Origin of the sequence: Jiangella mangrovi, assembly GCF_014204975.1 — a bacterium.
GTDB classification, from domain to species: Bacteria; Actinomycetota; Actinomycetes; order Jiangellales; family Jiangellaceae; genus Jiangella; species Jiangella mangrovi.
On the sequence record NZ_JACHMM010000001.1, the window covers coordinates 373,613 to 388,343 of the forward strand.

The window sequence follows — 14,731 nt, forward strand, 5'->3', positions numbered from 1 at the left end:
TCGCCCACGACGCCCGTCAGGAGGGAGTTCTCCCCGCTATAGCGAGGAAAAGTCCCTCCCGACGACGCAGCAACCCCGCACCCGTCGCCAGACTCCCCCGTCCCCCTGATAGCTGCCCGTTCTTAGGCCGCGCGGGTGCGGTCAAGTCCAAGTGCCCCCGGGGCGCGCGGACTTGAGGGCACCCGCGCGGCCTAAGAGAATGGGCAGCAGGGGGACGGGGCCACCAACGCAACCACCCGCATCCCAACAACGATCAGGGTGTGAAGACGACCTTGCCGAACACGTCGCCGTTCTCCAGGGCCGCGAACCCGTCCCGGGCCTGTGCCAGCGGCAGGACCTGGTGGATCGGCGGGCGCAGGCCGGTCCGCTCGCAGAACGCCAGCAGCCGCACCAGCTCGTCCCGCGTGCCCATGGTCGACCCCAGGACGCGCAGCTGCAGGAAGAACACCCGGTTGAGCTCCGTGGGCGCCGCATAGCCGGACGTGGCGCCGGAGACGACCACCGTGCCGCCCGGCCGCAGCGACCGGAGCGAGTGCTGCCAGGTCGCCTCTCCCACCGTCTCCATGACGGCGTCCACCCGCGCCGGCAACCGCTCACCCGAGCCGAACACCTCGGCAGCCCCCAGCGACAGCACCCGCGACGCCCGCTCGGGGTCTCGCGACGTCACCCACATGCGCGCCCCCGCGGCAGCACCCAGCGCCACCAGCGCCGTCGCCACCCCGCCGCCCGCGCCCTGCACGAGCACCGTCTGGCCGGGCACCACCTGCGCCTGCGTGAACAGCATGCGGTACGCCGTCAGCCAGGCCGTGGGCAGGCACGCGGCCTCCTCGAACGACAGCGCGGACGGCTTGGGCACCAGGTTGCGCCGCGGGACTGCCACCCGCTCGGCGAACGTGCCCTGAAAACGCTCGGACAGCAGCGACCGCTTCGGGTCGAGGGTCTCGTCGTCGCGCCAGTCGGGGTCGGAGACGACGGCGTGCACGAGCACCTCGGCGCCGTCGTCGGTGACCCCGGCGGCGTCGCAGCCGAGGATCATCGGCAGCCGCTTCTCGTCGAGGCCGACGCCGCGCAGCGACCACAGGTCGTGGTGGTTGAGTGCCGTCGCCCGCACGGTCACCGTCGTCCAGTCGCCGGGGACGGACGGCTCGGGCCGCTCCCCCACGGTCAGCCCGGAGAGCGGGTCGTCGGCGTCCAGGGCGGAGGCGTAGGCGGCGAACATCCCCAGAGCCTAACCAGTCCCACAGGCCGCTCCGGGTTCACTCCGACCGGCTCGGATGGCAGGATGCGTCGGAGTGTCCCGACCGAGGCCACCCGGCGGCGTGAGGACTCTCCGCCCCGGGTGTGACACCCTGTTCGGGGAGCAACACCCACGAGGAGGTTTGGTGAGCGAGTCCGATTCGTCGTTCGGTGACCTGGTTGAGCTGCAGGTACCGGCGTCCAGCGCCTACCTCACCGTGCTGCGGACCACCGCCGCCCGGCTGGCGGCTCGCATCGGTTTCACGCTCGACGAGATCGAGGACCTGCGCATCGCCGTCGACGAAGCGGGCGCCATGCTGCTCCCTCTCGCCGTCCAGGGCTCGAACATGCACTGCAGTTTCCAGCTGCACACCGACATCCTCGATGTGGTGGTGTCCGTGCCGGCGGCCCAGACCGATCTGCCCAGTCGCGACAGCTTCGCGTGGACGGTGCTGTCCGCGCTGGCCGGCGAGGTCGCCTCGCGGGTCGAGGACGGCCGGGTCTCCATCATGCTGCGGAAGAAGCGGGGTTGAGTCGGGCGGTGGGAGCTGCGGAGGTGCGTCTGACCAGCGAGGCCGTCGAGGAGCCCGCTGGTCCGGCCATCGACGTCGTCAGACCGGTGGTCGCCGCGGTCGAATCGCCCGTGCTCGACGACGGCGACGACCGTGACGACCGCGAGCCCGGCGAGACCACCCGCGGCACCGTCGACCGCGCCACCAGCCGCGCGCTGCTCGAGCTGCTGTCGGGCCTCGGCCCCGACGACCCCCAGCGCGCCGAGGTCCGCAACCGGCTCACCACGCTGCACCTGCCGCTGGCCGAGCACCTGGCCCGCCGCTTCGCCGGGCGCGGCGAGCCGTACGAGGACCTCGTGCAGGTGGCCACCATCGGCCTCATCAAGGCGATCGACCGCTACGACCCCGGCCGCGGCGCGGAGTTCTCCACGTACGCCACGCCGACCATCCTCGGCGAGATCAAGCGCTGGTTCCGCGACAAGGGCTGGGCCATCCGGGTGCCGCGCCGGCTGCAGGAGCTGCGGCTGTCCATCAGCACCGCGACGACGGACCTCCTGCAGCAGCTGGGCCGCTCGCCCACCATCGCCGAGCTCGCCCAGGCCACCCGCACCACCGAGGAAGAGGTGCTCGAGGCGCTGGAGACGGCAGCCGCCTACAGCACCGTCTCGCTCGACTCCCCCGAGCCCGGCGACAACGCCCCCAGCACCATCGAGACCATCGGCCAGGACGACGAGGCGCTCGAAGGCGTCGAGAACCGAGAGACGCTGGCCCGGCTGCTGAGCGGGCTGCCCGACCGCGAGCGGCGCATCATCGTGCTGCGGTTCTTCCGCGGCATGACGCAGTCGCAGATCGCCGGCGAGATCGGCATCTCGCAGATGCACGTGTCGCGGCTGCTCGCGCGCACCTTGATCCAGCTGCGCGAGGGCATGTTCCGCTGACCGGCGACGGAGCACCGGATCGTAGGCTGGCCCCTATGCGCGCTCTGGTGGTCCTCAACCCCAACGCCACGACGACGTCGGTGCGCACGCGCGACGTGCTGCTGGCGGCGCTGAGCAACGACCTCGACCTCGAGGTCGCTGAGACCACCCATCGCGGCCACGCCACGGAGCTGACCCGCAAGGCGCGCACCGACGGCGTCGACCTCGTCGTCTCGGTGGGCGGCGACGGCACCGTCAACGAGGTCGTCAACGGCCTGCTCGAGCCGGCGCCGGTCCCGGGGGAGCAGATCCCCGACATCGCGATCATCCCGGGCGGCAGCACCAACGTGCTGGCCCGCAACCTCGGCATCCCCGAGAACTCCATCGAGGCCACCGGGCTGCTGCTCGACGCGCTGCGCTCGGGACGGCGGCAGAGCATCGGGCTCGGCCGGCTCGACGACCGCTACTTCACCTTCACCGCGGGGTTCGGCCTGGACGCCGACGTCATCCAGGCCGTCGAGGCGGAGCGCGAGCGCGGCCGCGTGTCCACCGTCCAGCTATACATCCGCACCGCGGTCCGCCGCTTCTTCGCCCAGCCCGAGCGGCGGCACGGCGTCATCGAGCTGACCGCGGACGGCGGCCTGCCCATCGCCGGGCTGGCGGTCGTCATCATCACCAACTGCACGCCGTGGACCTACCTCGGCGCCCGGCCGCTGCGGCCCACCCCGTTCGCCGACCTCAACGCCGGCCTCGACGTGTTCGGCCTGACCAGCCTGCGGCTGGCGCCGACGCTGCTGCATCTGGCCCAGCTCACGACGCGGCGCGGGCCGCACGGGCGGGCCGTCGTGTCGCTGCACGACCGCACGTCGATCGTGCTGCGCGCGCCGACGCCGCAGCCGGTGCAGGTCGACGGCGACTACATCGGTGACCGCACCGAGGTGACGCTGACGTCGGTGCCCCGGGCGCTGCGGATCGCGTACTGATCGCGTACTGACCAGGCGGGTACCCGTCGATCCGAAGTCCGAAACCCGGAAGGACCTCGAAGATGCAGGTCCGCAGGACCCTTGCCACGGCAAGGAGCGCCGGTTATGGTCCCATCTTGGCTGTTTTGAACCGATGTTGTGACCGACGCTACACCGACCTTCATGAGACGGATTACACAAAGCCCTTGTAGATGCATCACGAACTTGTCACCCTGGTAGGGCGACGCGGTTACATGTGCGCCACGAGCGCGCGGTAGGCCGCCGCAAGACTTCGCGTCATCCCCCTCGGCCCCATGGAGCCACAGGGTCGGGCAGGGATTCGTGAACGAATTCACGTAGTGCAACGTGGCCGAACGGCTGACCGTCCGGCACCACACCATAAGGAGCTGTGAGAACGATGGATTGGCGCCACCGTGCCGCCTGTCGAGACGAGGACCCCGAGCTGTTCTTCCCGATCGGGAACACCGGTCCCGCCTTGCTCCAGATCGAGGAGGCCAAGACCGTCTGCCGTCGCTGCGACGTGCGCGAGGCCTGCCTGAGCTGGGCGCTCGAGAGCGGCCAGGACGCCGGCGTGTGGGGTGGGCTGTCTGAGGACGAGCGCCGCGCCCTGAAGCGTCGCAACGCGCGAGCTCGCGCCCGCGCTTACTGACGCCGGAGCAGCCGGCACCGACACACACTGCACTGAACGCTACGCCCCGCCAGAACCCCGGATTCGGCGGGGCGTCGGTATGTCCGGGGTCCTCGACGGGCGCGCGGGCCGTCAGCTCGGCGACGGTGCCGCGACGGGGAGGTCGAGGACCACGCGGGTGCCGCCCTCGTCGCGCGGGCCGATGGACAGCGTCCCGGCCAGTTCGCCGACGACGAGTGTGCGGACGATCTGCAGCCCGAGGTTGCCGGTCGTGGCCGCGTCGAACCCGTCCGGCAGGCCGACCCCGTCGTCGTCGACCGTGACGAGCAGCCGCCCGTCGGAGCGCTCCGCCGTCAGCAGCACCGCGCCGCCCCGGCGGTCCAGGCCGTGCTCGACGGCGTTCTGCAGCACCTCGGTGAGCGTCATGGCCAGTGGCGTCGCCGTCTCGGCGCCCAGGATGCCGAACGTCCCGGACCGGGTGGCGCGGACGTCGGACGTCGTCGCGGCGACCTCGGAGACCATGGCCAGCAACCGGTCGGCGACGTCGTCGAACGCGACGGTGTCGTCGACGGTCTGCGAGAGGGTCTCGTGGACGATGGCGATGGAGCCGACCCGGCGGACCGCCTCGTCGAGCGCCGCCCGGCCCTGCGGCGAGGCGATGCGCCGCGCCTGCAGCCGGAGCAGCGCCGCCACCGTCTGCAGGTTGTTCTTGACCCGGTGGTGGATCTCGCGGATGGTCGCGTCCTTGGTCAGCAGCTCGCGCTCGCGGCGGCGGACCTCGGTGACGTCGCGGCACAGCGCCAGCGCGCCGACGTGCTGGCCGCCGGGGTCGAGCGGGATGATCCGCAGCGTCATGACCGCGCCGTTGCCCTCGATCTCGGTGCGGATGTGTTGCTTGCCGCCCAGGACGTCCTCGAGCGGCTCGTCGCGCGCCCCGGGCGGCGGCGCCAGCGTGGCGGTGGCCTTGCCCAGGTGCTCGCCGACCAGGTCGGCGGCCAGGCCGAGCCGGCGGTAGGCCGACACCGCGTTGGGGCTGGCGTAGACGGCGACACCGTCGGCGTCGAGGCGGATGAGGCCGTCGCCGACCCGCGGCGCCCCGCGCCGGCCCATGTCGGTGCGGGTGGAGTGCGGGAACCGGCCCTCGGTGATGAGCGTGGCCAGCTGGCTGCCGCACTCGAGGTAGGAGAGCTCGAGCCGGCTCGGCGTCCGGACGGCGATGAGGTTGGTGTGCCGGCCGATGACCGCGATGACCCGGCCCTCGTGGCGCACCGGGATGGCCTCGACCCGCACCGGGACGTCGTCCCACCACTCGGGATCGCCCTCGCGGCGGATGCGGCCCTCGACGTAGGCGGTGTCGATGAGCGGGCGGCGGCCCTTGACCAGGTACGTCCCCACGAGGTCCTCGACGTACGCCGTCGGGCCCGTGGTCGGGCGCATCTGGGCGACCGCGCGGTAACCGTCGCCGTCGCGGTCGGGCACCCACAGGACGAGGTCGGCGAAGGAGAGGTCGGCCAGCAGCTGCCAGTCGGCGATCAGGGCATGCAGCCAGTCGAGATCGGCCTCGGAGAGATCGGTGTGACGTTGGACGACGTCGTTGAGCGACGGCACCACCTGAGCGTAGCTCTCGTCACCTCGCTTCCCTCCACCAAGGTGGTTCTGCGAGGATTGCTCCCGTGCAGCAGTCGTACTGGGAGCAGGTCGTCGCCGACGGCTTCCGGCTACCTCAGGGCGCTGCGCTCGACGAGCTCACCATCGAGCTGGTCACCATGCTGGGCGACCCCGACCCGCACGTCCGCGACGACATCGCCCGTTCCGTGCTGCAGACCTGGATCCGCGAGGGTGTCTACGACGAGCTGCTCATCGGCCTGGGCGACGGCCTGGTGCTCGGCCTGAAGAAGGGCCTGGGCGAAGAGGGCACCGACTCCGTGCTGCGACGGTCGTTCTCGGCCAGCGTGCTCTCCGAGGTCATCGCGCGCGACAACGTCACCCACGGACTCCACCCGGCCGCCGTGCTCACCTGGGCCGACCAGGCCGTCGGCTGGTTCCTCGGCGAGCGCGACCTCCGCGGCTGGACCCCCGCCCAGGGCTGGGCCAACGCCGTCGTGCACGGGTCCGACGTCCTGGGCGCCCTCAGCGCGTCGCGGCACCTGGGCGCCGACGAGCTGCGGGTGCTGCTGGACGTGGTCGCCGAGCGGCTGACGACGCCGACCCGGCACCGGTTCTCCGCCGGCGAGGAGCAGCGCCTCGCCTACGCCTCCATGTCGATCCTGCACCGCGACCTCGTCGCCATCGACTCCCTCGAGGGCTGGCTCGAGCGGCTGTCGCAGGCCTGGCAGGAGGACTCGCGGCCGCCCTCGAAGCGGGCCGCGGCGCGCGAGAACACCCTCGACTACCTGCGGGCGCTGCACCTGCAGCTGCTGCTCGGCGTGCAGGGCACCCCGGCGCAGAACGCCGCCAGCACCGTCAAGGCGATGCCGGCGGTCCGGTCGGACCTCATGCTCGCGCTGCAGGCGGCGCTGCGCTCCAGCGCGCCCTGGCTGTACCGCCAGCGCTGAGGCGGGCTGGCCGGTTCGTTCAATCGGCGCCCGGGCCGGCGGCCGTACTGTCGCAGGCATGATCGACGTCGACGGCGAGGTGTACGAGCCCGGCTCCCCCGGCTACGACGATGCGCGACGCCCGGCCGACGTGCGGTTCGCGCACGTGCGGCCGCGGCTCGTGGTCCGCTGCGGGTCGGAGGCCGACGTCGTCCGCGCGGTCGCCCACGCCCGCTCGACGGGCATGCCGCTGGTGCCCCGCGGCGGCGGGCACTGCTTCGCGGGCCGCTCGTCGACGGAGGGGATCGTGCTCGACCTCGGCGGGCTCGACGGCGTCAGCCTGGCGGCCGGCGGGGTGGCCACCATCGGCGCCGGCGCCCGGCTGGCCGGCGTGTACGACGCGCTGCACCGGCACGGGCGGACACTGCCGGCCGGGTGCGGGCCGACGGTGGGGATCGCGGGGCTGACGCTGGGCGGCGGCATCGGCCTGCTCGGCCGGCGGTACGGGCTGACCTGCGACCGGCTGGTGGCGGCGCGGGTGGTGCTGGCCGACGGCCGCGTGGTCGACTGCTCCGCCGAGAGCGAGCCGGACCTGTTCTGGGCGCTGCGCGGCGCCGGCGGCGGCCAGTTCGGCGTCGTCACCTCGCTCGACTTCGCCACTGTGGCGGAGCCGGCGACGACGCTCGTGGCGGTCGGCAAGCCACGAGCCCCGCTGGCCGACGTCGTCGAGGCCTGGCAGGACTGGGCCCCGGACGCGCCGGACGAGCTCACCGTCGACCTGTCCGTGCTGGCGACGCCCGGCCGGCCGGTCGAGGTGGCGATCGGCGGCGCCTCGCTGCTCGCGGAGGCGCCGACCCGCGAGCTGCTCGACGGATTCCGCGCGGCCGTGGGGGCGGACCTCGAGCTGCGCGGCGGCGTCCCCTACTCCGGACTCAAGGCGGGGCTGGCCGGCCGCGACCCGCTGGACGACGTCGCGGAGGGGCGGCGGATCCGGTCGGAGTTCTTCACCCGGCCGCTGCGCCGGACCACCATCGACGCGCTCTGCGCCGCACTCGACCTCGGCCTGCGCGACGGCGACGGCCCGCGCCGGCTCGCGTTCGCGGCCATGGGCGGCGCCTACGACCGCGTCCCCGCCGGCGCGACGGCGTTCGCCCACCGCGGCCAGCGGTTCCTGCTCGAGCACGGCGCCGCGGTGTCCTCGGCCTGGCCGGACGTGTCCTGGGCGATCGCGCACGGCGACGGCTCGGGCCGCGTCTACCCGAACTTCCCCGACCCGGAGCTGGGCGACGACGCGCCGCTCGCCTACCACGGCGAGAACCTCCCCCGGCTGGCCGCCGTCAAGCGCCGGTACGACCCCGACCGGATGTTCACCTTCCCGCACTCGCCGTGACCACTTACGAAAGATAAGTCGCTCACCGTCGGTTCGCGCCGCGCCGTCCGGCGGCCGATCATGGGGACGTGACCGACTACGGACATCCCCTCACCTTCGGGGTCAGTCTCGACCCCACCGCCGCGGACTTCGGGTCCGCGCTCGAGCTCGCCCGGCAGGCCGACCGCGCCGGGTTGGAGTACCTCGCCGTCCAGGACCACGCCTACCAGCCCGGGTACCTCGACGTCTGGACCATGCTGACCACGCTGGTCGCGCGCACCGAGCGCATCGCCGTCGTCCCCGACGTCGCGGACCTGCAGCTGCGCCCGCCCGCCATGCTGGCCAAGGCGGCCGCGTCGCTGGCCACCATCGCGCCCGGACGGGTGACGCTCGGCGTGGGCGGCGGGCCGAGCGCGGCCGCCGTCGCGTCGATGGGCGCCACGCCGCACCACGGGGCCGCCATGGTCGAGTACACCGAGGAGGCGCTCGGCATCCTCCGCGCGGCCCTCGACGGCCAGGCGATCCGCACCGGCACCGAGCACCACCACATCGCCGGCTACCAGGCCGGCCCAGTGCCACCGAGCCGGGTACCGATCTGGGTCGGCGCGCAGAAGCCGAAGATGCTCGCCGTCACCGGCCGGGCCGGCGACGGGTGGGTGTCGCCGCTGAACATCTACGTGCCGCCCGCCGAGGTCCCGGACCGGCAGGCGATCGTCGACGCCGCCGCGCGCGAGGCCGGGCGCGACCCTCGCGACGTCCGCCGCCTCTACAACGTGCTCGGCGCCATCGGCCCGTACCGCGGCGGGCAAGGGCTGGTCGGGCCGGTCGACCTGTGGGTCGACACGCTCACCGAGTGGGCCGTGGATCTCGGCTTCGACACCTTCGTCCTGTGGACGATCACCGACCCGGCGGCACAGCTGGAGCTGTTCACGTCCGAGGTCGTCCCCGCCGTCCGCGCCCGCGTCGCCGAGCTCCGCGGGGCGGCCGCATGACCGAGCTCGTACTGCCGGACGTCCTGCGCGAGCGCGCCGTCCGGCCCGGCGACCGCCGCTACCCGCTGCTGCGTTCCACTTATACGCGGGTCGCCGCGCCCGCCCTGATCCTGCTGCCCGAGAACGCCGCCGAGGTCGCGGCGGCCCTCGAGGTCGCCCACGACTCCGGCCTGCCGCTCTCGGTGCGCAGCGGCGGCCACGGACTGTCCGGCCGGTCATCGAACGACGGCGGCATCGTGCTGGACGTCTCGGCGATCGACGGCGTCGAGGTGATCGACGACGGCGCCCGCGTGATCCGCGTCGGCGCGGGCGCCCGCTGGGCGAACGTGGCTGCGGCCCTCGCGCCGCACGGCTGGGCGATCAGCTCCGGCGACCACGGCAACGTCGGCGTCGGCGGCCTGGCCACCGCCGGCGGCATCGGCTGGCTGGCGCGGTCGTACGGCCTGACCATCGACCACATCCGCGCCGTCGACGTCGTCCTGCCGGACGGCCGGCTGGTGCACGCCGATGCCACGCACGATCCCGACCTGTTCTGGGCCATGCGGGGTGCCGGCGACGGTGTCGGCGTCGCCCTCGCTTTCGAGATCGAGGCGACACCGCTGCGCGCCGTCGGCTTCGGGCAGGTCATGGTCGAGGCCGACCGCGACGGCAAGACGCTGCGGCGCTGGTCGGAGTATCTGGCCGCCGCGCCGCGCGAGCTGACCGGCAACGCCATGGTCTTCCCGGACGGCACCGGCTTCGCCGCCCAGTTCATCGCCGTCGTGGCCGGCGACGACCAGGACCGCGTGCGCGACCTGATCGCGCCGCTGGCCGAGCTCGGCGTCCGGCCGCTGGACGTCGCCGCGCAGCTGGTGCCGTACCCCGCGCTCGTCTCGACCGGGCACCTGCACCCGAACACCGGGCAGCAGCCGGCCACCACGACGAACGCGCTGCTCCCGACCCTGACCGACGACAGCGCGCGAGCCCTCATGGACGTCGCGGCCGCTCCGGGTCGGACGCTGCTGCAGCTGCGCGCGCTCGGCGGCGCGATCAACGACGTCGCGCCGGACGCCACCGCGTACACCCACCGGCACCAGCAGGTTCTGGCGGTGCTGACGCAGTTCCCGCCGGGCGGCGGCGCCGAGCTCGACGCGGCGGCCGCACTGCTCACCCCGTACGCCGACGGCGCCTACCGCAACTTCGAGAGCCGGCCCGACGGGGTCAGCTTCGAGGGGGCGTTCCCCGGCGCCACCGGCGAGCGGGTCCGCGACCTGCACCGGCGGTACGACCCGGACGGCCTGCTCCGGCGGGTCGCGGCGACCGGGTCCGCAGTCGAGCCCGCGCCCTAGACCCCGTCGACCGCAGCGGCCACCGTCGCGACGGCCTCCTCGGTCCACGGGGTGCCGCGGGTGATGACGCTGACGTGGTCGAAGCCGCGCTCGCGGGCGACCCCGCAGCGCTCGACGAACGACGCGGCCGACTCCCCCGGCGCCAGCGCCGTCGCCAGTGTCTTCTCGATGGCGTCGAATGGCCGCCCGACGGCGTCGCAGTGCCGGGCCAGCACGTCGAGCTTGTGCCGGACCGTGACGCCGTCGTCGGGGATGTCGGGCAGGTTGCAGGCGTCGCCGTACTGCGCGACCAGTCGTAGCGTCACCTTCTCGCCGGATCCGCCGATGACGATCGGCGGGTGCGGCCGGGTGACGGAGTTGGGCACGTTGAGCGGCCGCTCGAGGTGGTAGTGCCGGCCCTCGAACGGGGACTCGTCGCCGGCCCACATCTGGGTCGCCAGCCGCAGGAGCTCTTCCAGCCGCTCGAACCGCTCGGCGGTGGGCGGCAGGAACAGGCCCATCATGGCCGCCTCCTCGCCGTGGTAGCCGGCGCCGACGCCGAACCAGGCGCGCCCGTGCGACAGCACGTCGAGTGTGGTGACGGCCTTGATCAGGAGCGCGGGCGCCCGGAACGTGGCGGCCGAGACCATGGTGCCCAGCCGGATCCGCTCGGTGCGCCCGGCCAGGTAGCCGAGGGTGGAGTACGCCTCGAGCATGTCGTCCTCGAGGCGGCAGGTCGGATCGCCCTGGACCAGGTGGTCGGCGACCCAGACGGTGTCGATGCCGGCCTGGTCGGCGGCCCGCACGACGTGGGTGAGCTCGTCGGTGAGGCCGCCTCCGGGCCACGAGTAGTTCGTGATGCTGATGCTGACCTTCATGCCGCCACCGTAGGCACAATTACTTGGATCCGTCAAACTATTGGAGTCATCCAAGTAGTACGCTGTCCTCGTGACCTCCGACGACCACACCGCGCTCGCCACCGAGACCTGGCGGGTGCTGTTCGACCTCCTCGTGCGCTCGCGGCCCGAGCGCGACGCCGTCCTGGCCCACCTCGGACTGACCCCGAACGAGTACAAGGCGCTGCACTCGCTCGACGCCGAGGCCGGCCGGACCATGAAGGAGCTCGCCGCGGAGTGGCAGTGCGACGCGTCGACCGCCACCTGGACCGTCGACCGCCTGCAGCGCCTCGACCTCGCCGAACGCCGCGTGCACCCGACCGACCGCCGGGCCCGCCTCGTGGTGCTGACGCCGCACGGCGTCACCATGCGCGCGAACCTGCTGCGGGCCCTGTACGCGCCGCCGGCCGAGCTGCTCGAGCTCGACGACGCCCAGCTCAGGGCCCTGTCCGAGGCGGTCTCGCCGCTACGCCATGATCGGCACGTGGATTCCGGTACGGTGAACCCGTGAGTACTTCGCAGCGCAACAACCTCGCCCTCAGCGGGCACGCGGGCCAGCACGCCCTGGCCGTCGCCGAGGCGCACGGCGTCGGCACCATGTGGACGCTCTCCGGAGCGCACGTGTTCCCGCTGTACGACGCCGTGGTCAAGGCCGAGTCGCCCACGCGCATCATCGACGTGCGGCACGAGCAGACCGCCGTCTTCGGCGCCGAGGCGACCGCGAAGCTCACCCGCGAGCCGGGCCTGGTCGTGCTCACCGCCGGCCCCGGTGTCACCAACGGCGTCAGCGGCATCGCGCAGGCCTACTTCAGCGGCGTCCCGCTGCTGGCGGTCGGCGGACGCGCCCCGGCCTGGCGCTGGGGCACCGGCGCACTGCAGGAGCTCGACCACCCGCCGCTGCTCGACCCCGTCACCAAGCTGTCGACGACGGCGCACAAGGCGGCCGAGGTGGGCGAGGTCGTCGACCGCGCCCTCAGCATCGCCCGGTCGGCGCACCGCGGCCCGGTCTTCGTCGACGTCCCCATGGACGAGCTGTACAGCTTCGCCGACGTCAGCCTCGACCTCACGCCGCCCGCGCCGCGGCCCGAGCCGAACCCCGACGACCTCACCGCCATCGCCACCGCCATCTACGAGTCGCGGCACCCCGTGGTCGTGCTCGGCTCCGACGTCTGGATGGACGGCGCCGAGTCGGCCGCGCTGCACTTCGCCGAAGAGACCGGCATCCCCGTCGTGGCCAACGGCATGGGTCGCGGCACGCTGCCCAAGGGCCACCGGCTACTGGTCAACCGCGCCCGGTCGGCCGCCTTCAAGAACGCCGACCTCGTCGTGGTCGTCGGCACGCCGCTGGACTTCCGGCTCGGCTTCGGGACCTTCGGCGGGGCCGACGGCGCCGCCCCTGCCCGCGTCGTCCACATCGCCGACTCCACCCAGGGCCTCGCCACGCACGTCGAGCTCACGGCCAGCGCGGCCGGCGACCTCTCGCTCGTCCTCGACGGCATCCTGCACGCACTGCGAGCCACCCGGCGCTGGGACGACTGGGCCAACGGCCTCCGCGACCAGGCCGCGGCCGCCGTCGAGCGCGACGCCCCACTGCTGGCGTCCGAGGGCGAGCCGATCCACCCGGCCCGCGTCTACGGCGAGCTGAACCGGGTGCTCGAGGACGACGCCGTGGTCATCGGCGACGGCGGCGACTTCGTCTCGTGGGCGGGCAAGCTGATCGAGCCCGGCCGCCCCGGCTGCTGGCTCGACCCCGGCCCGTACGGCTGCCTCGGGGCCGGCGCGGGTGCGGCGGCCGCTGCCCGGCTGGCCCGGCCCGACAGCCAGGTCGTGCTGCTCTACGGCGACGGCGCGGCCGGCATGTCGCTCATGGACGTCGACACCCTGGTCCGGCACGACCTGCCGGTGGTCATGGTCGTCGGCAACAACGGCGCGTGGGGCCTCGAGAAGCACCCCATGCAGTTCCTGTACGGCTACGACGTCGCCGCCAACCTTCGCCCCGAGACCGGCTACGACGTCGTCGTCGAGGCCCTGGGCGGCGCCGGCGAGACCGTGACGGAGCCCGGCGACATCGGCCCGGCGCTGCGCCGCGCGTTCGACGCCGGTGTGCCGTACCTCGTCAACGTCCAGTGCGACCCGAAGATCGCCTACCCCCGCTCCACCACCGGCATTTGAGAGCGGAGCCGACACCGAGAACGCAACCAGGGCTGACCAGGTGGCGGGGCCGGTGGATGCGGAGCCGGCGTCAAGAGCGCCCGCGGCATGCTTCACCGCCGCGTAGCGGAGCCGGCGCAGCATCCACCGGCCCCGCCGCCGAGACCCGTCCCTAGGACGCCAACTCACCGGGACGACGATCGCAGAACGCCGCCCGATATGCCTGGGGCGTGGTGCCCAGCCGCTTCGCGAAGTGATGGCGCATGGCCGCGGCCGTGCCGAACCCGGCCCGGGCAGCCACCGTCTCGACGACGTCGTCGCCGCGCTCGAGCATGCGCTGCGCCGCCGCCAGCCGGGCCGTCAGCAGCCACTCGTACGGCGTGGTGCCGGTCTCGGCGCGGAACCGCCGGGCGAACGTCCGCGGCGACATGTTCGCCAGCGCGGCGAGGTCGTCGACGGTGAGGTCCTGGTCGAGGTGCGCGGTCATGTAGTCGACGACGGTGGCCAGCGTGCGGGCCGGCGTGGCCCGGATGGGCGCCTCGATGAACTGGGCCTGGCCGCCGTCGCGGTGCGGCGGGACGACCATGCGGCGGGCCACCATGGCGGCGACGTCGGCGCCGAACTCCTTGCGCCAGATGTGCAGCGCGGCGTCGAGTCCGGCGGCCGTACCGGCACTGGTGATGACGGGGTCGTCGTCGACGTAGAGCACGCCGGGATCGACCTTGGCCTCGGGGAACCGGGCGGCCAGCTCGCCGCTGTACATCCAGTGCGTGGTGCAGTGGCGGCCGTCGAGCAGGCCGGCCTGGCCGAGCACGAACGCCCCGGAGCAGACCGACAGCACGCGCGCCCCGCGGTCGACCGCCGCCCGCAGCGCCTCGAGCAGCTCGCCCGGATAGGCGTCGTTGCGAGGCATGGCCGGCACCCCGATGAGGTCGGCAGACTCGAGCCGGTCGAGCCCGTGCTCGATGACCAGCCCGAAGCCCATGGACGTCCTGACCTGCTGGGACGGGCCGCACAGGTCGAAGTCCATGGTCGGCAGGCCCTGGTCGGACCGGTCGACGCCGAACGCCTCGCAGAGCACGCCGAGCTCGAACGGGGCGACCCCGTCGAGCACCGCGACAGCGACATTTCGCAGCATTCCGCCAGTGTGCCAGAAGTCTGGCAGGAAGTCGATGCCTGCTGGCAGTCCTGCCACTGGTGGCAGGA

14 protein-coding genes are annotated in these 14,731 nt (G+C 73.3%); 10 read left to right on the forward strand and 4 right to left on the reverse strand.

Annotated features, from left to right (window positions below):
• Window positions 1–253 precede the first annotated feature (253 nt).
• Entirely contained in the window at window positions 254–1,219 is a 966-nt protein-coding gene (locus tag HD601_RS01665; RefSeq protein ID WP_184818720.1) for a zinc-binding dehydrogenase, read from the reverse strand.
• Between the two features lie 163 nt (window positions 1,220–1,382).
• On the opposite strand from HD601_RS01665, the gene HD601_RS01670 reads away from it, so the two are divergent.
• From HD601_RS01670 to HD601_RS01685, 4 genes are all read left to right on the forward strand, one after another.
• The gene (locus HD601_RS01670) at window positions 1,383–1,769 is read left to right on the forward strand and encodes an ATP-binding protein (protein ID WP_221440462.1); all 387 of its coding nucleotides are present in this window, start codon (window positions 1,383–1,385) and stop codon (window positions 1,767–1,769) included.
• Window positions 1,770–1,792: 23 nt separating this feature from the next.
• Window positions 1,793–2,686 (forward strand): RNA polymerase sigma factor SigF, encoded by an 894-nt coding sequence (locus tag HD601_RS01675; RefSeq protein WP_221440463.1) that lies wholly within the window; start codon window positions 1,793–1,795, stop codon window positions 2,684–2,686.
• Window positions 2,687–2,721: 35 nt separating this feature from the next.
• Entirely contained in the window at window positions 2,722–3,648 is a 927-nt protein-coding gene (locus tag HD601_RS01680) for a diacylglycerol/lipid kinase family protein (protein WP_184818726.1), read from the forward strand.
• Between the two features lie 397 nt (window positions 3,649–4,045).
• On the forward strand, window positions 4,046–4,297 hold the full coding sequence (locus HD601_RS01685; protein WP_053203257.1) for a WhiB family transcriptional regulator: 252 nt from the start codon (window positions 4,046–4,048) through the stop codon (window positions 4,295–4,297).
• Window positions 4,298–4,408: 111 nt separating this feature from the next.
• Here HD601_RS01685 and HD601_RS01690 read toward each other — a convergent pair whose 3' ends face one another.
• Window positions 4,409–5,884, reverse strand: a complete 1,476-nt coding sequence (locus HD601_RS01690) for a histidine kinase N-terminal domain-containing protein (RefSeq protein ID WP_184818728.1) — start codon at window positions 5,882–5,884, stop codon at window positions 4,409–4,411.
• A gap of 65 nt (window positions 5,885–5,949) precedes the next feature.
• Here HD601_RS01690 and HD601_RS01695 point away from each other — a divergent pair, with 65 nt between their 5' ends.
• From HD601_RS01695 to HD601_RS01710, 4 genes are all read left to right on the forward strand, one after another.
• Window positions 5,950–6,831 carry a DUF2785 domain-containing protein gene (locus HD601_RS01695; protein ID WP_184818730.1) on the forward strand — a complete coding sequence of 294 codons (882 nt, stop codon included), beginning with the start codon at window positions 5,950–5,952 and terminating at the stop codon, window positions 6,829–6,831.
• Between the two features lie 58 nt (window positions 6,832–6,889).
• A complete protein-coding gene (locus HD601_RS01700) occupies window positions 6,890–8,200 on the forward strand; it encodes an FAD-binding oxidoreductase (RefSeq protein ID WP_184818732.1) in 1,311 nt (436 codons plus the stop codon).
• A gap of 68 nt (window positions 8,201–8,268) precedes the next feature.
• Complete coding sequence (locus HD601_RS01705) at window positions 8,269–9,171, forward strand: LLM class flavin-dependent oxidoreductase (protein ID WP_184818734.1); 903 nt, start codon at window positions 8,269–8,271, stop codon at window positions 9,169–9,171.
• A complete protein-coding gene (locus HD601_RS01710; RefSeq protein WP_184818736.1) occupies window positions 9,168–10,499 on the forward strand; it encodes an FAD-binding oxidoreductase in 1,332 nt (443 codons plus the stop codon). The genes HD601_RS01705 and HD601_RS01710 overlap by 4 nt, the downstream gene beginning before the upstream one ends.
• On the opposite strand, the gene HD601_RS01715 is transcribed toward HD601_RS01710, so the two are convergent.
• Window positions 10,496–11,356, reverse strand: a complete 861-nt coding sequence (locus HD601_RS01715) for an LLM class F420-dependent oxidoreductase (RefSeq protein WP_184818738.1) — start codon at window positions 11,354–11,356, stop codon at window positions 10,496–10,498. The genes HD601_RS01710 and HD601_RS01715 overlap by 4 nt on opposite strands.
• Before the next feature lie 70 nt (window positions 11,357–11,426).
• Between HD601_RS01715 and HD601_RS01720 the strand changes: the two genes are divergently transcribed.
• Window positions 11,427–11,885 carry a MarR family transcriptional regulator gene (locus tag HD601_RS01720; RefSeq protein WP_184818740.1) on the forward strand — a complete coding sequence of 153 codons (459 nt, stop codon included), beginning with the start codon at window positions 11,427–11,429 and terminating at the stop codon, window positions 11,883–11,885.
• Window positions 11,882–13,546, forward strand: coding sequence for an acetolactate synthase (locus tag HD601_RS01725; protein ID WP_184818742.1), 1,665 nt, complete (start codon window positions 11,882–11,884; stop codon window positions 13,544–13,546). Before HD601_RS01720 ends, HD601_RS01725 begins: the two co-directional genes overlap by 4 nt.
• Before the next feature lie 151 nt (window positions 13,547–13,697).
• On the opposite strand, the gene HD601_RS01730 is transcribed toward HD601_RS01725, so the two are convergent.
• Complete coding sequence (locus HD601_RS01730; protein ID WP_184818744.1) at window positions 13,698–14,663, reverse strand: GlxA family transcriptional regulator; 966 nt, start codon at window positions 14,661–14,663, stop codon at window positions 13,698–13,700.
• Window positions 14,664–14,731 lie beyond the last annotated feature (68 nt).

Bases quoted from the DNA above. Each gene is read 5' to 3' on its own strand.
- HD601_RS01710 (WP_184818736.1), top strand. From the start codon at position 9,168: ATGACCGAGCTCGTACTGCCGGACGTCCTGCGCGAGCGCGCCGTCCGG.
- HD601_RS01680 (WP_184818726.1), top strand. From the start codon at position 2,722: ATGCGCGCTCTGGTGGTCCTCAACCCCAACGCCACGACGACGTCGGTG.
- HD601_RS01685 (WP_053203257.1), top strand. From the start codon at position 4,046: ATGGATTGGCGCCACCGTGCCGCCTGTCGAGACGAGGACCCCGAGCTG.
- HD601_RS01715 (WP_184818738.1), bottom strand. From the start codon at position 11,356: ATGAAGGTCAGCATCAGCATCACGAACTACTCGTGGCCCGGAGGCGGC.
- HD601_RS01730 (WP_184818744.1), bottom strand. From the start codon at position 14,663: ATGCTGCGAAATGTCGCTGTCGCGGTGCTCGACGGGGTCGCCCCGTTC.
- HD601_RS01700 (WP_184818732.1), top strand. From the start codon at position 6,890: ATGATCGACGTCGACGGCGAGGTGTACGAGCCCGGCTCCCCCGGCTAC.
- HD601_RS01665 (WP_184818720.1), bottom strand. From the start codon at position 1,219: ATGTTCGCCGCCTACGCCTCCGCCCTGGACGCCGACGACCCGCTCTCC.